At 73.4% G+C, this 19,395-nt stretch carries 18 protein-coding genes; 7 read left to right on the top strand and 11 right to left on the bottom strand.

Annotated features, from left to right (window positions below; all coding sequences use genetic code 11):
- Nucleotides 1-87 precede the first annotated feature (87 nt).
- From ABTY04_RS23625 to ABTY04_RS23615, 3 genes are all read left to right on the top strand, one after another.
- Nucleotides 88-1,161, top strand: coding sequence for a DUF2330 domain-containing protein (locus ABTY04_RS23625; protein WP_352215357.1), 1,074 nt, complete (start codon nucleotides 88-90; stop codon nucleotides 1,159-1,161).
- Nucleotides 1,162-1,338: 177 nt separating this feature from the next.
- Entirely contained in the window at nucleotides 1,339-2,064 is a 726-nt protein-coding gene (locus ABTY04_RS23620; protein ID WP_352215450.1) for a carboxylesterase family protein, read from the top strand.
- 59 nt (nucleotides 2,065-2,123) lie between these two features.
- Entirely contained in the window at nucleotides 2,124-3,149 is a 1,026-nt protein-coding gene (locus ABTY04_RS23615; protein WP_352215356.1) for a LacI family DNA-binding transcriptional regulator, read from the top strand.
- Nucleotides 3,150-3,344: 195 nt separating this feature from the next.
- On the opposite strand, the gene ABTY04_RS23610 is transcribed toward ABTY04_RS23615, so the two are convergent.
- The gene (locus tag ABTY04_RS23610; protein WP_352215355.1) at nucleotides 3,345-3,638 is read right to left on the bottom strand and encodes an alpha/beta hydrolase fold domain-containing protein; all 294 of its coding nucleotides are present in this window, start codon (nucleotides 3,636-3,638) and stop codon (nucleotides 3,345-3,347) included.
- Nucleotides 3,639-3,650: 12 nt separating this feature from the next.
- Here ABTY04_RS23610 and ABTY04_RS23605 point away from each other — a divergent pair, with 12 nt between their 5' ends.
- Nucleotides 3,651-4,490 (top strand): PaaX family transcriptional regulator, encoded by an 840-nt coding sequence (locus ABTY04_RS23605; RefSeq protein ID WP_352215354.1) that lies wholly within the window; start codon nucleotides 3,651-3,653, stop codon nucleotides 4,488-4,490.
- Nucleotides 4,491-4,652: 162 nt separating this feature from the next.
- Here the strand turns inward: ABTY04_RS23605 and ABTY04_RS23600 are convergent, their stop codons facing one another.
- On the bottom strand, nucleotides 4,653-5,543 hold the full coding sequence (locus ABTY04_RS23600) for a LysR family transcriptional regulator (RefSeq protein ID WP_352215353.1): 891 nt from the start codon (nucleotides 5,541-5,543) through the stop codon (nucleotides 4,653-4,655).
- 406 nt (nucleotides 5,544-5,949) lie between these two features.
- Between ABTY04_RS23600 and ABTY04_RS23595 the strand changes: the two genes are divergently transcribed.
- Both ABTY04_RS23595 and ABTY04_RS23590 read left to right on the top strand, forming a co-directional pair.
- Nucleotides 5,950-6,765, top strand: coding sequence for a DUF6426 family protein (locus tag ABTY04_RS23595; protein WP_352215352.1), 816 nt, complete (start codon nucleotides 5,950-5,952; stop codon nucleotides 6,763-6,765).
- Entirely contained in the window at nucleotides 6,765-7,901 is a 1,137-nt protein-coding gene (locus ABTY04_RS23590) for a Fic family protein (RefSeq protein WP_352215351.1), read from the top strand. Before ABTY04_RS23595 ends, ABTY04_RS23590 begins: the two co-directional genes overlap by 1 nt.
- A 79-nt stretch (nucleotides 7,902-7,980) precedes the next feature.
- Here ABTY04_RS23590 and ABTY04_RS23585 read toward each other — a convergent pair whose 3' ends face one another.
- On the bottom strand, nucleotides 7,981-8,178 hold the full coding sequence (locus tag ABTY04_RS23585; RefSeq protein ID WP_352215350.1) for a hypothetical protein: 198 nt from the start codon (nucleotides 8,176-8,178) through the stop codon (nucleotides 7,981-7,983).
- A gap of 169 nt (nucleotides 8,179-8,347) precedes the next feature.
- On the opposite strand from ABTY04_RS23585, the gene ABTY04_RS23580 reads away from it, so the two are divergent.
- The gene (locus ABTY04_RS23580) at nucleotides 8,348-9,778 is read left to right on the top strand and encodes a hypothetical protein (protein WP_352215349.1); all 1,431 of its coding nucleotides are present in this window, start codon (nucleotides 8,348-8,350) and stop codon (nucleotides 9,776-9,778) included.
- A gap of 106 nt (nucleotides 9,779-9,884) precedes the next feature.
- On the opposite strand, the gene ABTY04_RS23575 is transcribed toward ABTY04_RS23580, so the two are convergent.
- From ABTY04_RS23575 to ABTY04_RS23540, 8 genes are all read right to left on the bottom strand, one after another.
- Nucleotides 9,885-10,937, bottom strand: a complete 1,053-nt coding sequence (locus ABTY04_RS23575; protein WP_352215348.1) for a zinc-binding dehydrogenase — start codon at nucleotides 10,935-10,937, stop codon at nucleotides 9,885-9,887.
- A 55-nt stretch (nucleotides 10,938-10,992) separates the two neighbouring features.
- Nucleotides 10,993-11,847 (bottom strand): DMT family transporter, encoded by an 855-nt coding sequence (locus ABTY04_RS23570; protein WP_352215347.1) that lies wholly within the window; start codon nucleotides 11,845-11,847, stop codon nucleotides 10,993-10,995.
- Nucleotides 11,848-12,026: 179 nt separating this feature from the next.
- A complete protein-coding gene (locus tag ABTY04_RS23565) occupies nucleotides 12,027-12,824 on the bottom strand; it encodes an ATP-grasp domain-containing protein (protein WP_352215346.1) in 798 nt (265 codons plus the stop codon).
- Nucleotides 12,821-13,765 (bottom strand): ATP-grasp domain-containing protein, encoded by a 945-nt coding sequence (locus tag ABTY04_RS23560; protein WP_352215345.1) that lies wholly within the window; start codon nucleotides 13,763-13,765, stop codon nucleotides 12,821-12,823. Before ABTY04_RS23560 ends, ABTY04_RS23565 begins: the two co-directional genes overlap by 4 nt.
- A gap of 129 nt (nucleotides 13,766-13,894) precedes the next feature.
- On the bottom strand, nucleotides 13,895-17,284 hold the full coding sequence (locus ABTY04_RS23555; RefSeq protein ID WP_352215344.1) for a hypothetical protein: 3,390 nt from the start codon (nucleotides 17,282-17,284) through the stop codon (nucleotides 13,895-13,897).
- Nucleotides 17,285-17,412: 128 nt separating this feature from the next.
- On the bottom strand, nucleotides 17,413-18,141 hold the full coding sequence (locus ABTY04_RS23550) for an anti-sigma factor family protein (RefSeq protein ID WP_352215343.1): 729 nt from the start codon (nucleotides 18,139-18,141) through the stop codon (nucleotides 17,413-17,415).
- Nucleotides 18,138-18,734, bottom strand: a complete 597-nt coding sequence (locus ABTY04_RS23545; protein WP_352215342.1) for a sigma-70 family RNA polymerase sigma factor — start codon at nucleotides 18,732-18,734, stop codon at nucleotides 18,138-18,140. The genes ABTY04_RS23550 and ABTY04_RS23545 overlap by 4 nt, the downstream gene beginning before the upstream one ends.
- A 100-nt stretch (nucleotides 18,735-18,834) precedes the next feature.
- Nucleotides 18,835-19,395, bottom strand: a 561-nt coding sequence (locus ABTY04_RS23540; RefSeq protein WP_352215341.1) for a DUF1996 domain-containing protein, incomplete at its 5' end; no start/stop codon positions are given.

Here is a 19,395-nt window from a genome sequence, read left to right as displayed (position 1 = left end):
CCAGGGCCCGGACTCCGGCCCCGGGGCGTGTCCCGAGGCCGTGGCCGGAACCGGATCACGGGGGCCTTCGTCTGAGACCCCGTGTGGATGAGACGAAGAATTGCCGCCCTGCTGCTGGCCCTGCTCGCGACGCAGCTGGGATCCCTCGTCAGCCCGGCGTACGCCTGCGGCTGCGGGGCGATGATCCCCGAGGGCTACGCCCGCATCGGCGTCGAACGGGAGACCTCCGTCGTGCGCTTCGACGGCCGTACGGAACAGATCGTGATGCGGTTCGTGGTCCGCGGGGACGCCCCGCGGGCGGCCTGGATCATGCCGGTACCCGGGCGGGCGAGCGTTGAGCTGGGCGACGGGGAGATGTTCCGGCAGCTGACCTGGCTGACCCGGCCCGAGTTCAAGACCCGCAGCTACTTCTGGCCGCGCAACAACGACTGGCCGTTCTCCTCCTCCGGCTCGTCCGACACGGTGGGAGCCGCACTGCCCGGCGCGGGCCGGTCCTCGGTCGGTGTCGTCGGCCGCGAACAGCTCGGCGACTTCGACGTCGCGCGCCTCACCGCGACCGACCCCGACGCGCTGCGCAACTGGCTGGAGACCAATGGCTTCAAACTGCCCGACGGCCTCGCCGGCGAGCTGAAGCCGTACGTCGACCAGAAGTGGGAGTACGTCGCCGTACGCCTCGCTCCCCGGCAGCAGGGCAAGACCCTGACGGGCACCCTCGACCCGCTGAAGATCCGCTTCGACAGCGACCGGCTGGTCTACCCGATGCGGCTGTCCCGGCTGGCCAAGACCCCGCAGTCCCTCGGCCTGTACATCCTGGCCGACCACCGGATGGAGCCCGCCTCCCCGATCGGCGGCGCCAAACCGAAGGTCACCTTCGCCGGCGAGGTCACCCCGGAGGGCGGCCTCGCCACGCTCACCGGCGGCAAGCCGGCGTTCCTGACGGCGATCGACCAGGAGTTCCCGGAGCCGAGCCGCATCGACGGCGACCACGAACTGCGCGCCACGGCCGCCGACACCCCGTACCGCAAGGTGATCTACCACGGCGAACTGCTCACCGTCGGCGGGATCCCGGCCTGGCTGCTGACCCTCGCGGCCGTCCTGATCGCCGTCGTGGCGGGCGCCTTCACACTGCGCCGCCGCAGGTCCCGCAGCAGCAGCGCCTGACGCCGTGCGCAACGCGGCCGCGGCGCCGGGATCGCCGGGATCTTGGGCCGCGGCCGCGCCGGACGGAGCAAGAAGGGGTGCGCAGGCTGGGCGCGTGGGAGTGGGGCGCACTTCGCGTGCGGCCGCGGCGAGGTGGGGCAACCCGGGGTGGTTCGGCAGGAGGTCGCGACCCACGTGATGGCCTTACACGTGTTGCGCCGGCGGCCCGCCAGGCCGCACCCCGGCTGGAGCGGCACGCGCGACGCGAGCGCCGACGGCCCGGCGCCCCGCAGATGTGCAGGGAAGGCGGAGCCCCGGCCCTCGGCGGCCCGGCTTCGGTCTCGACGAGGGGTACGCGGCAGCCACCAGGGAGCAGGCGACCGGCCGGATCGCGGAGACCTTCGGGCCCGAGGCCGCCCCCGAGGCCGCCCCGAGGCCGCCCCCGAGGCCGCCCCCCGAGGTTTACGCCGCGTACGAGACGGCCCGCCCCGGCCGCATGCTCATGGACCTGATCACGGACGAGCTCTTCCGCGTCCGTCCGTCGGGCCGGCCGAGGCCAGGGCAGGCTCGGAGCACCCGGTCCGGGCCTGCCAGTTCGACTTCCACGCGTCCGCGTACGAGGGCCGGCCCGGCGCCGCACACTGCCTCGAACTCCCCTTCGTCTTCGACACCTTCGAGCAGTGGCCGGACGTGCCCTTCCGCGCCGGGCTCGCCCCCGCCACCCGCGACGGCCTGGCGCACACCATGCACCGGGCGTGGACCGCCTTCGTCCGCACGGGCGACCCGAACCACTGCGGCATGCCGCGGTGGCAGCCGTACGACGGGCAGACCCGGACCACGATGCGCTTCGACTCGGTCGTCACCGCCGCCTGCGACCTCGCCGGGCCCTCCCGCCACCTGCACAACGCCCACAGGAGCCGCTGATCTAACTCGTGTAACTTTGGAAGAGAGGTGACCGTCGACCCAAGGGAGCGCTGAGGACCATGCCCAGGGAGCCCAAGGAGACGAACGCCCCCGCGCCGCCCGTCTCGATAACCAGCGCCGACGTGGCCCGGCTCGCAGGGGTGTCACGCGCCACCGTGTCGTTCGTCCTGAACGACACCCCGGGCCACCGCGTCAGCGCAGGCACCCGCACCCGCGTGCTCGACGCGGCCCGGCAGCTCGGCTACGTACCTCATGCCGCAGCGCGGTCCCTGCGCGCCGGCCGCAGCAACCTCGTCCTGATGCCCGCCTCGATCTCCGCGATCGGCCGCCTCGTCAGCGACTGGGTCGACGACCTGCACAGCGAGCTCGATCGCCACGGTTATACGGCCGTCTTGCACGCGGGCCGTTTCGCCGACCCCCTCGACGCCGCCCGGGCGTGGGCCGAACTCCGCCCGGCGGCCGTCTTCGCCCTCGACGGCGACCGTTTCACGGCGCCGGCCGCCGAGCTGCTGCGCCGCGCCGGGGTGCGCGGTCTGCTCGCCTTCGCGGCCGGCCCGTTGGAGGGCGTCCACACCATCGGCTTCGACCACGCGCACATCGGCGCCACCGCGGCCGAGCACCTCATCGCGCGGGGCCGGACCAGGATCGGCGTCGTCCTCCCCCGGGAGCGCGGCCTCGGTACCCTCGCCGGCCCGCGCCTCGCCGGGGCCGAGTCGGTGGCCGCCCGGCACCTGGCGACGGTGACCCCGGTCGAGCTCGCGTACAGCAGGGAGTCCGCGACGGCCCTCGCCCGGCGCTGGCCGAGCCTCGGCCTGGACGCGGTGTTCGCCTACAACGACGAGTACGCGGCGCTGCTCCTGCACGCCCTCCGGGCCGAGGGCATCTCCGTACCGGACGAGGTCGCGATCGTCGGGTCCGACGACCTGGTCCTCTCCGCCCTCCAGCAGCCGGCCCTGACCACGGTCCGCCTGGACCTCCCCTCGCCAGCCTGCGTCGCCGACGCCCTGCACGAGCTGATCGAGACGGGGACGACGCCCCCGGTCCCCGCTGTGGAGGCCCTGCTCATCCACCGCGAATCCTCCTGACGGGACCGGGCTCGCGGCCCGGGCCGGCTCCGGCCGCTCAGCCACGGGAGCGCCCGGCAGGGCCTCGTACGGGTCGGGGAACCCGGGGGCCGGACGGCATCGGCGTCATCGGGTGTGCGGCCAGGGCGACGAGGTCGCAGACGCCGTACCGGTCCACGACGGCCAGGACGCCGCTGTCGCCGCTGTCGCCGGAGCCTACGCCGTGGGCGCCCTCCAGTGCCTCCGGACTGCCGGGGTCCGTACTGCCGGGGCGGACGGGGCCGGCCAGCGCGGCCAGGTGCCGCCGGCCGACTCGCCCCGGACAGCGATCCGGTCCGGGTCGATGCCGAGGGCGGCGGCGAACCGCCGGACGTAGCGGATCGCGGCCTTGACGTCGTGCAGCTGCGCGGGGAACGGGGCTTCGTCTCCGGCGCGTACGCGCAGGCGCCGCTGCCGCAGAAGCGGGCGGGCGGCGGGGGAGGGGCTCGATATGATCGCGACCGCGCACAACGGAAGGCGATCATGTCGGACAGCCCCCACAGGCCCAGCTCATTGATCAACACCGTCTACGGAGCGTTCCTGCGCCGCCTCGGCGGCTGGATCTCCATCGCGGACCTGATCACGCTGATGGGCGAGCTGGACGTCGACGGCCCGGCGGTGCGGTCGGCGATCTCGCGGCTCAAGAAGCGCGGCGTCCTCGAACCGGAGCGCCGGGGTGCCACCGGCTACCGGCTCAGCCCGGCCGTGCACCCCGTCTTCGACGAGGGCGACCGCCGCATCTTCGCCAGCCTCGAACCCGCGGACCTGGCCGACGGCTGGGCCATGGCGGTGTTCTCCGTACCGGAGTCCGAGCGCTCCCACCGCTACCAGCTGCGCACCCGGCTGACCTGGCTCGGCTTCGGCAACATCGCCCCGGGCGTGTGGCTGGCCCCGGGCCGGCTGCTCGAAGACGCCCGCGCCATGCTCGTACGGCTCGGCCTCAGCGAGTACGTGCACCTGTTCGCCGCCGACTACGCCGCCTTCAGCGACCTGGCGCAGACGGTGAGCTCCTGGTGGGACTTCCCGGCGATCCAGACGCAGTACGCGGCCTTCACTGACACCTACGCCCCCGTCGCCGCCCTCCTCGCTGCGGAAGGGGAACCCGGCCCCGCCGAGGCGTTCCGCCACTACGTGCCGCTGCTCACGCAGTGGCGCCGCCTCCCGTACCTCGACCCGGGCCTGCCCGCCGAACTCCTGCCGGCCGACTGGAACGCGGTGGCGGCCCGCCGGCTGTTCCAGCAGCTCCACGCGGTCCTGCTGGAACCGAGCCTGCGCCACGTCCGGGAGGTCACGGGGCTGGAGGAGGCCACCGACCGGGCCTAGGTCGTCTCTTTCGGATCTTGCCGGTTAAGCCCGCGGCGTCTGGTGCCGTGCATCGCAAGGCGGAAAGGCTCCTATTGCTGGACGTACTTGGGTGCCTCGACAACGCTGGGGGCACCTCCCAGCGGTAGCTGGGGGACGAGGTGCGGTGCCGGGCGTCGCGGGTCAGGCAAGATCCGGAAGAGACGACGCCAGGTGTTCGCGGAACCAGCGGTGCCCCGGGTCGGCCGAGTTGCGGGGGTGCCAGGCCATCCCGAGGTCCAGGGGTGCCAGGTCGAGGGGGATGGGGAACGTCCGCAGGCCCATGGCCGAGATGGTGTCGGGGAGCCAGTCGGCCAGGCTGAGGGCGACGAGGTCGGTGTCCCGGGCGAGCATCATCGCGCTCGTGTGGCTGGGTACGACGACCGCGGTCCGGCGGCGCAGTCCGAGTTCGGCGAGGGCGCTGTCGATGGGGCCGAGGCGCTTGCCGAGGCGGGAGATGCCGATGTGGTCGGCCGCGGCGAAGCGGCGGGCGTCGATCCGCCCGTCGAAGAGGGGGTGATCGCTGCGGGCGATGCCGACCAGCGGCATCCGGGTGAGCTGCCGGGTCCGGATCTCCGGGTCGAGGTGTCCCAGGACGCCCAGTTCGACGTCCACCCAGCCCTGCCGCAGTCCGGGACCGCCCTCCAGCGCCTCAGGCAGGAAGACGACGTCCACCTGCGGGGCCTGTGCGTGGATCCGCTCGGTCAGGGTCCCGGCCACGCCGACCAGGAGCAGGTCGGTGGCCTGCACCGTGAAGGTGCGCTGGAGGTGCGCGGCGTCGAATCCGGCACCGGGCCGCAGGACGTTGTCGCAGCCGCGCAGCAACGCGCCGATCTCCTCCCGGAGTTCCACGGCGCGCGGGGTCGGGACCATCCCCTGGCCGGCCCGGACCAGCAGCGGGTCGCCGACGGCACGGCGGAGCCGGGCCAGGGTACGGCTGACCGCCGCGGGCGAGGTGCCCAGGCGCTCCGCTGCGCGGGTCACGCTGTTCTCCTGGAGCAGGACGTCCAGGACGCGCAGCAGGTTGAGATCCATTGACACCCATCTCCTGAACTGCATTTTGCGTCTGCAGCAATGATTAGGTGTCAATCTTTGCATTGCTGCCGCAGCCGCCGGCACCGAGAGTGGAGACGCCCACGAAGACGCGTGGCACTTCCGCTTCGCCCCGTTACAGGAGCCGCTGTGCAGCCCGAGAACATTCGTCCTGCCGGTGCACCTGACGTCGACGGGCGAGCTGCTCGCGGGCGAGCTGCGGACGCCTCCGGAGAGTCTCCGCACAGCCTGTGACGCCCGTTGCGCAAGGCGACCGGACGAGTCGGGGCGGTGGCGGAAGTTCATCCTGGCCAACACCTGGCAGCCCTGCCACTGTTGCGCCGCGCCGCCGAGGAGCCACCTGTGACCTCGGCCCTCATCAGACATCCCTCCCATCGGAATGAAGACAATGAACCTCAGGAAATTCGTGGTCGCCACAGCACTCGGCGCCACCGTGCTCACCGCCGTACCCGCACTGGTCGCCCCGCACGAGGCCGCCGCCTCCGCCTGCGACCAGCTGACGGAATGCGGGGAAGGCCCGGGCGACAACGGTGGTGGCGGCGACTCGGGCGGCGACAACGGTGGTGGCGGCGACTCGGGCGGCGACAACGGTGGTGGCGGCGACTCGGGCGGCGACAACGGTGGTGGCGGCGACTCGGGCGGCGGCGACATGGGCGGCGGTGGCGACTGGAGTGGCGGTGGCGCCGACCTCAGCGGAAACATCGGCGACTTCGTGGCCGGCACCCAGTCGGTCACCATCGTGGGCAGACGCGATCCTGTTCCCGGCGTGCCCGCCATCCCGGACACGACGACCTACGGCGGGCACTCGGGCGGGATCTACGGCGGGGCCCCCGGCAGGGACAAGGCCGTCCCCTGGAGCGCGGGCAAGCGGTGGAACGAGAAGCTGCCCTGCCTCAAGAACAACGACGCCGGCGTGACGAAGCTGAGCCGGAACATGACCTACGCGGTGAGCTACGAGGTCAGCGCCAACATCTCGGCCACGGCGTTCGAGGTGCTCGGTGCCACCCTCAACACCAAGCTCAACGCCACGGTGACGCAGCAGATCGGCACCGAGGTCACGCTGAACCCGGGGCAGAGCTGGACGGCTGACGTGGAGTACCAGACCATGGTCTACGCGATCCAGACGACGTCCTGGGGCAGGACCTCCACCGAGTTCGTGAACGTCACCATGCCGACCGGCACCCTGAACTTCCACTCCTGCTGATGCTCGACCGCTCCACCACGGCGGCGGTGCGACGGGTGCTCCCCGTCGCACCGCCGCTGGACGCCGCGGCCATCCCGTCCGACGCCCGCCGTCAGGCACTCGACGCGCTCGCCGAACTGGCCGCCGCCACCCGCGCGCACCTGGACGACCCCGACCTCTTCCACCGACCCCGCTGGCGGCCCAAGCTCCACCTGCGCCGCATCGCCGGCATCGAACCGGCGCAGCTGGCCGAGCAGTTGGCAGCCGCTGCCGAGAACCGCAGCTCGGCCGGCTTGCTGGCGGTCCACTCCGTCCGTGCCGAGGTGCTCGAACACCCCGGCCAGCGCCCGTGCTTCACCCCGGACGCGCTCGCCGAGCTGCACCGGCTGCTGATCGCGGGAGACCCCAACATCACCGCCCCGGGCGGGTTCCGCCGCTCGTCCGCCACCGTCACCTGGCCCGACGGGCAGGCCTTCTCGATCACGACCGGGGCCGGTGCTCAGCTGCGGGAGCGGATCGAGTACTGGCACCACTGGGGCACCCGCACCACCGCGCACCCGCTGGACGCCGCCGCGCTGGCCATGGCGGCACTGCTGACGATCCATCCGTTCCCCGACGCCAACGGCCGCACCGCCCGTCTGCTCGGCCAGTGCGACCTCGTCGGGGCCGGTCTGCTGCCCGGTCTGCTGCTCGACCTGGACGCCTGGCTCGAAGAACACCGCACGGAACACGACACCGCCCTGGTCGCCGCCGCCGACGGCGACCTCACCCGCTGGGGAGCGCTGTTCGCCCGCGCAGTGACCGACACCGCCCGGCACCGGACCGGCACCCTCACCGTCCACGGCCGACTGCTCGACGCCGCCCTCGCGCAGGTCGCCGACGATCCCGCCGCCGTGGCCGTCCTCGGCCGGCTCCGCGCCGCACCGGCGGTCTCGGCCGCCTGGCTGCGCGACCGCATCGCGCACGAGCCGCAGCCAGCGCTGGACCGCCTGCGCGCGGCAGGCATCCTCACCGACCACCCCCGCCTCCCGGGAGCATTTGTCCACCCGCAGCTCCTCGAACTGCTCGACACCCCCTACCGGCCCGACCCGGCGAGGGAGTCCGCCGAAACGGAAGAAGGGCCCGCCGCGCCGGACCGGAGCCGGCTGTACACCTAGGCCGTTTCCTTCAGATCATCGGATCGTTGGTTGATGTGTGTCGTTGATCGGGTTGGGGCGTGGACAGGACCGCCGGCGGTCAGGTGATGGGTTCGCCGTCGTACGGGCCGCCTATGCAGGTCCACAGGCCGGTGGAGGATTCGTATTCCACTGATCCGTGGTGCGACCTGCACGTGGGCCCGTTGACAGCGGGCGCGGCAGCCTGTGCGGCAGGGCCGGTGATCCCGAGAGCGGCCAGCACCACCGCGGCGGCGAGCCCGAGAAGTCGTGTACGCACGGGAAGCTCCCTCGTGTCGTGGGGCATGGGTCATGACCAGCCTCCCCCGCACCGGGTCGGCGTGCGCGTCTTGTTGCTCCGATCGGGTGACGGTTCCGGCTTGCCCCGAACGACCCGGCGGAGGTGCGCTCCGCGAGCGCTCGACCACGTGCTGCAGCAGACTGGTGCCATGGCGAACACACCCGTGGTATCCGTGGGTCGCCCGGACGACCTCGGCTTGCGGAAAGTCACCATCGATGACCATCCCATCGGCGAGGCGCGTTCTTACAGGGAACTGCAAAGACTCCTCCGCCGCGACGGTCCGAAATTCGGACTCGATCTTCCGGTCTGCCGGCACGATATCCACTGGATCGGCGGAGGCTGCGACGTCTGGCCGGACCGCCCGTGGCGGCGACGCTCGTACGGCATTCTCATGGCAGTCCTGTTCCTGGGGACCGCGTTCATGCTCATCAGGTTCGGCGTAAAGGACACCTTCAGCGCCCTCTCCTATGCAGGGCGCATCACGGGAGTCACTTTCGTCCTGGTGGCCGTGACGGAGGTCATTGCCGCGGCGGTCAATCTCGACTACTGGCGCAAGCGGAGACTGTCCTTCTCGGGAACCATCCTGCTGGTCGGTGCATCGATCTCCCTTGTCGTGAGCCTGGTGCTGCTCTTCGCGCAGATGGTCACCGGCTGGACCTATCAGAACTATCTGCCGATCTGGGCGTTCTTCGTGATGCTGTCCATATGGGCTCTGGTGACACTCGTTCGGGACAAGGCCTGGAAAGGGCTTCGCAACCCCAGGACGGTTGCGGTCGGGGCGGTGGTGACGGGTGTCCTGGCCATCACCAATGTCACGTACTCCCAGATTTACGTCCCCTATGCGACGTCGCCGGTGGTGGAGTCGTCCGCCGAATTCGGGAAACCGACCCTGGACGAGGCGCGGGCGACGATGTACCTGCCGGTCCATCTGTCGATGAAGAACTCTGGCCAGATCCCCGTCTACGTCCTCGGCAGCATCTACTGGATCCACGGCCTGCCCGAGGGCGGCAAGAGGTTCGCGCTGATCCACGCCGACGAGTTCATCAAGCCGCCGGGACGGCCGTTGAATCCGGGCGAGGAATTCTCGGAGGACGAGGTTGTCGAAATCGGGACCAATGGAAAGCCGGGCTACGAGACGATCAAGGTGCAGACCGAACTGTACGCGATCAGGAAGGACCGGATGACGATAGTCGGCGACTACGAGCGCTCGGGCAAGGATCTCAAAAGCCTCAAGAAGGAGGGAAAGGAAAACGACCCGAATGGGCCGAAGGAGAACTACTTCAGATATCAGGCCGACATCTCCAACAGCAATGAGGTCCTGAACGTGACCCGGGGGCGGCAGCGCGTGACGCTGTGGTACGTGAACAAGAAGCTGTACCCGTACCTCATCGCGGAGGTGGCGCCCCCCGGTGCGAGGGTGGGCTTCGACCTCGACAACCCCAACGCGAACAAGAAGGCCAACGAACGCTACGGTCTGGCAAAGGTACGCGGATCGATGGCGCAGAAGCCCTTCGGCGAACTCATGGAGATGGCCCAGGAGCAGCCCACGGTCGGTGCCTCGCCCCAACCGGCGCAGTGAGTTCCCCGGGACGGCCCTCAGGGCAAGGGCAACGGCGCGATGGTGTACGCCGGGACCGACGGGTCGTTCTGGAACGATGAACCGGTCAGTGCGCCGCGATGGTGGCTCAGCCCTGCGCGGACGCTCCCGGCAGGATGATCGTGACCCCCCGCCCGGGCACCGTGCCCATCGCGGCCAGGGCCGCCGGGGCGGCCTCCAGCGCGATCGTGGACGTGACCAGCAAGTCGGGCCGCAGCGCCCCGGACCGGACCAGCTCCATCATCGGCGGGTACGCGTGCGCGGCCATGCCGTGGCTGCCGAGGATCTCCAACTCCCAGGCGATCACGCGCTCCATCGGCAGAACCGCTGCCCCGGCCGCTGCCGGCAGCAGCCCCACCTGTACGTGCCGGCCCCGCCGGCGCAGACCGGCCACCGACGCCGCCGCGGTCACCGGAGAGCCCAGGGCGTCGAGCGAGAGGTGCGCGCCGCCGCCTGTCAGCTCCCGTACGGCCTCGGCCGTACCGCCCGCCCGCGCATCCACGCAGTGCGCCGCTCCGAACTCCCGTGCCAGATCCAGCGCCCCCGGCGCCGTGTCCACGGCGACGACCCGCGCCCCGGCCGCCACCGCGATCATCACCGCCGACAGTCCCACCCCGCCGCACCCGTGCACGACGACCCACTCGCCCGCCGCCACCCGCCCCTGCGTCACCACGGCCCGGAACGCCGTCGCGAACCGGCAGCCGAGTCCGGCGGCCGTCGCGTACGAGAGCTCCTCCGGCACGGCCACGAGATTGACGTCGGCATGCTCCAGGGCCACGTACTGCGCGAAGGACCCCCAGTGCGTGAACCCGGGCTGCGTCTGCCGCGCACACACCTGCTGGTCGCCGGCCGCGCAGTCGGCGCAACTCCCGCACGCGCAGACGAACGGCACGGTGACCCGGTCCCCGGTGCGCCAGCCGACGACCCCGGAACCCACCGCCTCCACCACACCGGCGAGTTCGTGCCCGGGCACGTGCGGCAGCACGATGTCCGGATCATGCCCCATCCACCCGTGCCAGTCGCTGCGGCACAGCCCGGTCGCCTCGACGCGCACCACGACCCCGCCCGGGGACGGGCTCGGATCGGGCACCTCGCGGACCTCGGCCGGCCGCCCGTACTCCTCGAACACCACCGCGCGCACGGAAACCGCCCTCCACTCGACTGCCCCGCACGCTACCCGGGGCCGCCGCGGGGCGTCAGGGCGCGCCCGCACCGGCCCGCGCGAGCGCCAGGACGCCCATGCAGATCAGCGCCACGCCCAGCAGCTGGGGGAGCACCCACCAGCCCGCCCGCAGGTGCTCCTCGTACAGGACCACGCCCAGCGCGACGCTCACGCTCGCGTCGCCCAGCGTCAGCGCGGGCTGCGAGGCGACCAGCGGCCCGCCCTGCATGGCGTGTTCGAGCAGCAGGACGGCGCAGATGCCGGTCGCGCCGAAGGCGTACGTCTGCCACGCCGTCAGGAACGCGCCGATGCCGCCGTCGGTTAGGACGTACACGGAGTGCTTCATCAGGGCGGCCGTGAGCGCGTAGCAGACGGCGGTGGCCGCGCCCAGGCAGCCGGCCCGGGCGCGCCCCGGCGGGCGGCGCAGACCGGCCACCGCAAGGGCCGCGACGACGGACGCGCACACCGCGAGCGCCGGGATCCACCGGTCGACCGGCACGTGCGTCCGGTTCCCGGCGGGGGAGGCCGCGGCCAGTGCCACCCCCAGCCCGGCCACCACTCCCGCCACGGCCAGCCACAGGGCCCCTGGCAGCCGCCGCCGGGTCACCAGCGAGGCGATGAGGAGCGCGAGCGGCAGCTCCAGTACGAACAGCGGCTGTACGAGGACCAGCGCACCGGTGGCCAGCGCCGCGGCCTGCCCCACACCGGCCGCGATCACGGCCAGGATCCCGGCAATCCACACGGGCCGCCGCAGCAGGTCGAGGACCAGCCCGAACCGGAAGCCCTCGCTCTGCGGCACGGTGAGCGCGGCCCGCCGCTGGAGCACGGTGGCCAGCGCGTTGCTGAGCGCCGCGAACAGGGCGAAGAGGACCGGCAGCACGACGCCCATCCGCCGATCCTCGGGGTGTCCGCCACCGGCCCGTCCCCCGACACGCCCCGACGGTGGGTATTCCCCCGCCCGCATGGAAACCGTTCCGGCTGCCGCCTCGTCCGGCGGAGCGCCCCGCAACGCCCCGGCATTCGCTGCCACACGGCCGGCCGCCCCGGCGAACGCACGCGGTCGGAGCACTACCGGGCGGCCCGCCGCAGGGCCAGTGCCGCCAGGGCCTCCGGGGCGCCGGCCTGGCCCCGGATGCCGGGGAAGGCGTTGACGTCCACGATCAGCGGGATGCCGTCGCCCGTGTCGATGAGGTCCACCCCGTAGACGTCGAGCGCGAACACCTCGCCGGTCCGGCGGACCACGTCCTCCCAGCCGGGCGGCAGTTCGGCCAGGGCGAGCGGCCGCGTCGGACCCCGGCCCTCCGGAGCCAGTTCGGAGCGGCGCAGGGCGGCGAAGACCCGGTCCCCGATCGCCCACAGCTTGTGGTCCCAGCCGCTGTTCGGCGCGAACTCCTGGACCACGACCGGCTCCTGCGGCCAGGCGTCCGCGAGCTCGCGCAGCCGGACCCCGTCGTCGACCCGGGCTACCAGATCGTGGCGGCGGCTGTGCCGGCTCTTGACCACCAGGGGCGAGGCGCCGAGCTGTGCGCCCGCCGCCCAGTTCGCGAGGGAGTCGTACGTACGCGTGCCCGCGAACGGCAGGCCGCCCCGCAGGGCCAGTTCTGCCATCTCCGTGCGGTCCTGGCAGAGCGCGGTCGCCGCCGCCGAGTTCAGCACCGGGGCCCCGCGCCGCTCCAGCTCCCGCGCGAGGTCCAGCGCCCGAGGGGTCCGCGACTTCAGCAGGTACACGTCGGCCGGGTCGGTGGGGGCCTCGTCCACCGCACCCGGATCCAGCGACTCCACCCGGTGCCCGGCGGCTTCGAGCAGGGCCGTCGCGGCGGCCAGCAGCGGATGGCCCGGCTCCGGCGTGACCAGGCAGATCCTCACAGGGCGGCCTCGCCGGCGCGCGCGGACGCCTGCACGGGAGACGCCTGCACGGGAGACGCCTGCGCCGGAATCGACACGGGCAGCCCCTGAGCCCGCGGGTGGCACACGGCCGCGGCCGCTGCCGCCGGACTGCCCGTGCGGGCCAGCCCCAGTACGGCCCGGGCCACCCGGGCGGCCGCGTCCGGGACCTGACGGAAGCTCGGAAAGTCGTTCACGTCCACCACCACGGGCCCGTCCGGACCCAGCAGCACGTCCACCCCGTACAGGTCGAGCCCGTACACCGCCCCCACCTGCGAGGCGATCGCGGCCACCTCCGCCGACAGCGGAACGCGCCGCTCCCGCACCGCCGGATCGGGATGCAGGGGCGAGCAGCGCTCGGTGGCGAACAGCTCCCCGCCGACCGCGTACACCTTGATGTCGGTGCCCGAGTTCGGCACGTACGGCTGGGCGATGAGCATGTGCTCGCCCGCCAGCTCCGGGAGCAGCGCTTCGAGCTCCTCGGGCGAGGACACCAGGTGCACGGCCCGCCCGGAGCTGCCGTCCGCGGGCTTGACGACGAGCGGGTACTCCGCCGCCGGTATCTCCCGCAGCGGTTCCGGCCGTGCCGCGGCGTACGTCGGCGGCATCGGAAGCCCGCGGGTCCGCCCGATGGCGGCGGCCAGCGCCTTGTCCCGTACGCCCCGGATCGAGCGGGCGTCGTTGACGGTGGTCATCCCGGCCGCGGCCGCGGCTTCGAGCAGGGTCAGCCCGGGCCCGCCCGACACCGTCTTGAGCACCCAGGCGTCGTGCGTGCCGGCGGCCACGACCTCGGTCATCCGCAGCAGCGAGCCGCCCGGCCGCACCACGTCCACCTGGTGTCCCCATGCGGTCAGCTGCCGGATCACCTCGTTCGGCATGCCGTCGTGGCGGTAGTGCTCCTCCACCAGGAAGCAGAGCCTCATCGACCTTCCCCATATTCCCCGGACGTCCGCCGATCCCGTCCGGCGAGTTGTGACGTCACAGGATGTCATGGACCGCAATGTGCTGATCGGTCCGGAGGGGGTGTGGGCCACCGGGCGCCCGGACGCCGGTCACTCGTGGTGCGTGCCGGCCGCCAGCGCCGCATCCCGTACCTCCAGCTGCGTGTGCCGCCTCAGCTCCCGCAGCAGCCCACGCCACTCGGGAGCCCAGCCGGTGTTCCTGCCACCGGAGCGGCGGCCCATGGCCGTGGTGAGGGCGACGGCGAACAGCCCCGGGATCAGGGCGCCGTCCGCCGCGAGGCCGCGTACGGCTGCCAGCACCACGGCGGGGTCCCGGACCGGTTCGCCGGAGGAGCCGGCCTCACGCAGCGAGGCCGCCGTCGACACGGCCAGCGCGGGCCGGCCCTCGTGGGCCGCCACGAGGGCGTCCAGGGACGCCTGCAGCGCCGGAAGGCCGGCGTGCAGTTCGACCGAACGCCGCAGCAGCGCCGCGCGGGTCGTGGCCAGGGCGGGTTCGCCGTCGAGCTGCCGCACCAGGGCCGCACGCAGTTCCGCGTGTTCCCAGGCGACGATCCGGCTCAGGAACCGCACCCGCTGGAGGGCCGGCAGATCGCGCTCGGCCTCGGCCTCCGGATCGTCACCGGACCGTACGACGGCCAACAGCTCGGCCACGGCACGGTGGAACTGGCTCCCGGGCCCGCCGCCGCCGAGCGGGTGTGGCAGCCCCGAGCAGGCGATCTTCTCCAGCGCCGTCGCAGCGGACTTCCAACCGGGGGACGGCGACAGGTCGCAGACCGCCAGCCGTACGGGGTCCGCCGCCTCGGGCGCGTAGGCGACCCAGTCCGGCAGTGCCGCGACCGCCTGATCGGCCACAGTCCGGTGGGGAGAGGACGCCAGGAGCGCCACCAGCCGTGCATAACGCGGCCGGTGGGGCTGCGCCACCCGGAGCGGCGGGGTCTGTACGATCACCGCCCCGGCCTCCCGGGTACCGGTCGTGGCGGCCGCCTCCAGCAGGTTCCAGACCTCCCCGGTCCCCACGAGCCCGAGGGCGAGGCCCACGGCGGTGGTCACCACATCGGGGTGGCTGTCCGCGCCGCCGGCGATGTCCGCCAGCAGTGCCGAGGACCGGCGGGGCGGCAGGAAGCGGACGGCCAGCCGGGCCGCCTCCTTGCGGCTGGTCACCTTGACGCCCGAGGGCGCACCCAGCAGCCCCTCCAACAGTTCCGCGAGCAGGGTGGGCGCGGTCCCTGCCGCGGCCCGCCCGGCGGCGTACACGGCCACGCGGGCGTGGTCGTCGCCCGCGTGCGCGAGCAGTTCGGGCAGCACGGCCGCCGGCTCCACGGTCCGGGCCGAGGCGGCGAGCGCGGCCTGCGCGAGCAGCGTGTCCGCCGAGCGCGCGTGCCGTCGTACGAGCTCCAGCCCGTGGTCGGGGATCCGCGCCGCGGAGCGCAGGACGTCCGCCCGGCCGGACACCGTCCCGGAATCGTCGCTGACGGCGACCTCCGCCAGCCAGGCCGCCTCCTCCTGCTGGCGCGGCACCCAGCGGTCCGCCCGGTCGAACCGGGGGAGCGGGCGCACGGACCCCTCGCGCAGGAACCGGCCGTACGGCGGGCGCGCGGCGAGTACGGAGTCCAGCAGGTCGGTGCGGTGTGCCGACAGCACGTCCAGCACGGGTGCCAGCGCGACCGCCGACGGATCGTCCTCCAGCAGTGCGGCCACCCGCTCGCCGCGCGTCGCCGGGTCTGCGAGCCAGACCTGCGCGAGCTGCGGGAACACCCCGTCGGTGCACCGCTTCCGGGCCTCGCCGAGCATCCGCTGGAGCCCGGGCACGCGGTGGCAGCGGTCCCCGAGGCAGGACGTGAGCGTGAGCAGAGGCTGGTACTCGCCCTTTTCCGCGTGGAGGTCGAGCCAGGGGCGCAGCGCTTCGAAGACCAGCTGCTCCCGGCCGCGCGGCAGTACGCCTGCGCGCGCGTTCAGCGCGAGGCGGCCGGTGCGGAGGGTGAGCCGGCGGAGGGTGCTCAGCGCCCAGTCGAGCAGCACGGAGCCGGGAGCCGGGGCTTCCAGGACCCCGGACACCAGGCGGTCCAGGGCCCGGCGCGTCTCGGCGGAGCAGTCGCGGGCCTCCTCGGCGTCCGTGACGATCCGGTCCAGGAAGGCGACGGAGGCCTCGCCGGCCAGCAGCGGCACGGGAACCTCAGCCAGCGCCGCCAGGGCGGCGGCGCGAACGGGGTCGCGGTCGTTGCGCAGCCGCCGTGTCATCAGCTCCAGTACCTGGCCCAGCGCTTCGGCGTCGCGCGCGTGGACCGCGTTCTCGACGAGCCGGGGCCAGGCCGCCCGGCGGGTGTCGGCGTCGGACCGCTGCGTCGCGGCCAGCAGCTCCGGCCGCGCCTCGGCGACCGGAAGGTGCGCGACCAGGGCAAGGATCCGGCCGGTCTCCCCCGTGTCCCGGCGGGCGCGCTCCGCGCCCCACCGCGCCTCGGCCTGGCGGCGCTCGCGCGGGAGCACGGCCAGGACGGGGTCGGGGACCGTCCCGCCGGGAGCGGGGGTGTGCTCGGTGGCCGCGTCGTGGAACGCCTCGCGCCGGGCCGGAGGCAGGGCCTTCAACAGCGCGGCCAAGTACGCGGGGCGGCCCGCCCAGCGGCGGCCGAGGGCGGGCAGGGACGGCGGATCGGCCCGGACGAGCTGCCGCAGCCGGGCCTGTGGAAGGAGGTGGTCGGTGTGCTGCCCGGCCCTCCGTTCGGGGGCGGTCAGCCAGCGCACGAGACGCTCGGCGTCCACTGCGATCAGGTCGCCGATCCGGTCGTGCAGCGGCCCGGGCAGCCGGCTCGGCCCGTACTGCTCCAGCAGGGCGAGTACGCGGTCCGGGACGGCGGGCAGGGCCGCGGCGACCCCCTCAGCCCGGCGGACCCACCAGTTCTCGCGCAGGCCGTCCGGCAGCTCCGCCAGTTCGCCGGCCGCCTGGTCGAGCACCGCGCAGGGATGGCTGCGGCCCAGCCGGCCCCAGTGCGGGACGGCGTGTGCCAGGTCCGGCAGCTGCCGGGAGACGAACTCCGGCCCGCAGGCCGGGAGCAGGGCAGCGGCCTCCCCGTCGCCCCACTGGGCCCTCAGGACGGGGATCAGGCGTTCCGCGAGCGCCCGGCGCGAGCCCCGGAGCACGGTGCGCGTCAGTTCCAGGCGGATCTCGGCAGAGGCGTCTTCGTACGCCGCCTCGATCGCTTCGTCCGGCACGGGCAGCGTGCGCGCGGCCCGATGGGCGAAGGCCCGCACCACGGGATCCGGGTCGGCCAGTCGCCGCGCCAGGAACTCGGGCTGCCTGCCCGCGAGCGCCGCCACCGCGGCCAGCCGCCGCTCGTAGCGGCCCCGTCCGGCCAGCTCGGCCAGCAGGCCGGGGAGTTCGCCGGTGCGGGCGAGGTCCCGGGCGGTGGTGGCGAGCAGCCGCAGCCGGTCGGCGTGCGGAAGCGGGTCGAGGTCGGCGAGCAGGCGTTCGACGGTGCGTGGCATGGGGTCAGTCTGCCCACCGGGGCCGACGTGGAGAAACGGGTTTCGGACGGCTGCGGACAGCAGGGAGCCCGGACGGCCTGTCGCGGCCGCCCGGGCTCCTCTCCCCTCGTCGACGGGGTCCCGCCGGACTACGCCGGCATGGGCACGGACACGAACCGCTTGCCCGACTCGTTCTCGACCACGACCTCCTTGACGTTGGCCGGGTCCACCGCCGCCGAGCCGTCCAGCGAGGCGCCCTTGCCCTCGCCGTTCTGGCTGCCCACGACCCAGCTGCCGGCCGTGGTGCGCTTGCCGTCCCGGCCGACGACGACGAGCAGGCAGCGCTCGCCCGGCGGGATCCCCGTCACGGCCGCGTGCACCCGGACCCACTTGGCGGCCGGCGTGACCTGCACGGTCATCCGCCCGCCGGTGCCGGCGTCGGTCGCCGCGGCCACCTTCGTACCCGCCACCGGGGGTGACGGCGCCGCCGTGACCGTCGGCGAGGGCTGCATCGGCTGGGCGACCGGCCCGCCGTCCGCGGAGCCCAGCTGCGCCCCGGCCCAGAACACGGCGGCCAGCGAGGCCGCCGCGGCCAGTCCCGCCACGCTCCAGCGCCGGCGCCGCTCGCCGGCCTCCTCGTTGCGCATCTGCCGCAGGGTGCGCTGGAGCAGCAGATCACCGCCCTGCGGCGGCCCGTCGAAGAAGGCCTCCGCAGGCACCTCGCCCAATGCCGCTTCCATCTCGCGCAACGCGGCCACCTCCTCCCGGCATTGCACGCAGCCGCTCATGTGTTCCTCGACCCGGCGGACGTCCTCCGCGTCCAGGACGCCGAGAACGTACGGGCCGAGCAGTTCCTCCTCGTGCCGCTGCCGGTTCATGCCACCACCTCCCGCAGTCCGGCGGGCTGCTGTGGCGGCCTGCCCATTCGATTGCCCTCCCTGGTGCTGCCCTGACGGAATACCTCGCGCAGCGCTTTGAGCGCGTAGTGCGCCCGCGATTTGACCGTGCCCGCCGGGATGCCGAGGGTGTCGGCGGCCTCGGCCACGCTGAGCTGGCGGTAGTACAACTCCTTCAGCACGTCCCGGTGTTCCGGGGACAGCTGGTCGAGGGCCCCCAGCACGGTCATCGTGTCCACGATGGAATCGGCGTGGTCCAGCTCCACCGGGGGAGCGGCCGCGGCCCCGGAGACCTCCGCGGGGCGGGCGGCCTTGGCCCGGTAGCGGTCGGTGATGATGTTGCGGGCCACCGTCAGCAGCCAGCCGCGCACCGATCCCTTTCCGTTGACCAGGACCTCGGAATGCCGCCATGCCCGGATCAGCGTCTCCTGGACGACGTCCTCGGCGGTGGCCCGGTCCCCGGTCAGCCGGGTGGCGTACGCGAGCAGGGCGTGGCCGTGCTCCTCGTACACCGACCTGATCAGTGCCTCGTCGGTCGAGCCCCGTCGCGTGCGGGGCCACAGTGGTCCGGCCATCTCACACCCTCTCCGTCTTCCTCGCCCATCTCGTGCGGACAGAACACGCGTGGCCGCCGGACCCGGTTCATGTGACCCGCGTCACTCGACCCTGTGTCGCTCAACTGCGGCAGGCACGCCCCTCGTTGAGGCAGCCGACCACCGCGGCCATCTGTGCGTCCGTCATGGCGTCCACGAACATGGCGTGGTCGGTCTTGGGACTGTGCCGCTGCTCGGGGAAGGAGTCGACGGCGACCGACACCCCCGGCGGCACCTCGTACGCGAGGGAGATGCGCAACTGGGGCACGGCGAAGGTGCCCTGCGGGCAGACGCCGTTGGCCGCGGGGAAGACGAGGTGCGAGCGGTGGCCCGGGCTCTCGGTGTCCAGTCCGTTCCAGCAGCTGGGGAAGACGAGCGTACGGGTGAGGCGCTCGCCCGCAGGGCAGCGCGGGTAGTGCGTGGTGAACCGGCCGGGGGAGCCGGAACAGCCCCAGCGGGCGCGGACGTCGCCGTCGCTCGCCGCGGTGTACGCGACCGCGTCGCCGGTCATCGCGCGCAGGAAGCGCGGCATCGGCACGACCTTGCCCACCGGGCTGCCGCGGAACTCCACGGAGACCGCCGCCTCGGGCACGATCTCGCCCGAGTTGCCGTGCCCCGCCGGGCCTTCGTGCGGGTGGCCGCC

Origin of the sequence: Streptomyces sp. NPDC097981 (assembly GCF_040302565.1) — a bacterium.
Lineage (GTDB): Bacteria > Actinomycetota > Actinomycetes > Streptomycetales > Streptomycetaceae > Streptomyces.
The sequence above is the reverse complement of the archived record's forward strand: the minus strand, read 5'-3'. Positions and strand labels throughout refer to the sequence as shown.

Bases quoted from the DNA above. Each gene is read 5' to 3' on its own strand.
- ABTY04_RS23625 (WP_352215357.1), top strand. From the start codon at position 88: ATGAGACGAAGAATTGCCGCCCTGCTGCTGGCCCTGCTCGCGACGCAG.
- ABTY04_RS23620 (WP_352215450.1), top strand. From the start codon at position 1,339: ATGGCCTTACACGTGTTGCGCCGGCGGCCCGCCAGGCCGCACCCCGGC.
- ABTY04_RS23615 (WP_352215356.1), top strand. From the start codon at position 2,124: ATGCCCAGGGAGCCCAAGGAGACGAACGCCCCCGCGCCGCCCGTCTCG.
- ABTY04_RS23605 (WP_352215354.1), top strand. From the start codon at position 3,651: ATGTCGGACAGCCCCCACAGGCCCAGCTCATTGATCAACACCGTCTAC.
- ABTY04_RS23600 (WP_352215353.1), bottom strand. From the start codon at position 5,543: ATGGATCTCAACCTGCTGCGCGTCCTGGACGTCCTGCTCCAGGAGAAC.
- ABTY04_RS23595 (WP_352215352.1), top strand. From the start codon at position 5,950: ATGAACCTCAGGAAATTCGTGGTCGCCACAGCACTCGGCGCCACCGTG.
- ABTY04_RS23590 (WP_352215351.1), top strand. From the start codon at position 6,765: ATGCTCGACCGCTCCACCACGGCGGCGGTGCGACGGGTGCTCCCCGTC.
- ABTY04_RS23580 (WP_352215349.1), top strand. From the start codon at position 8,348: ATGGCGAACACACCCGTGGTATCCGTGGGTCGCCCGGACGACCTCGGC.
- ABTY04_RS23570 (WP_352215347.1), bottom strand. From the start codon at position 11,847: ATGGGCGTCGTGCTGCCGGTCCTCTTCGCCCTGTTCGCGGCGCTCAGC.
- ABTY04_RS23560 (WP_352215345.1), bottom strand. From the start codon at position 13,765: ATGAGGCTCTGCTTCCTGGTGGAGGAGCACTACCGCCACGACGGCATG.
- ABTY04_RS23555 (WP_352215344.1), bottom strand. From the start codon at position 17,284: ATGCCACGCACCGTCGAACGCCTGCTCGCCGACCTCGACCCGCTTCCG.
- ABTY04_RS23550 (WP_352215343.1), bottom strand. From the start codon at position 18,141: ATGAACCGGCAGCGGCACGAGGAGGAACTGCTCGGCCCGTACGTTCTC.
- ABTY04_RS23545 (WP_352215342.1), bottom strand. From the start codon at position 18,734: ATGGCCGGACCACTGTGGCCCCGCACGCGACGGGGCTCGACCGACGAG.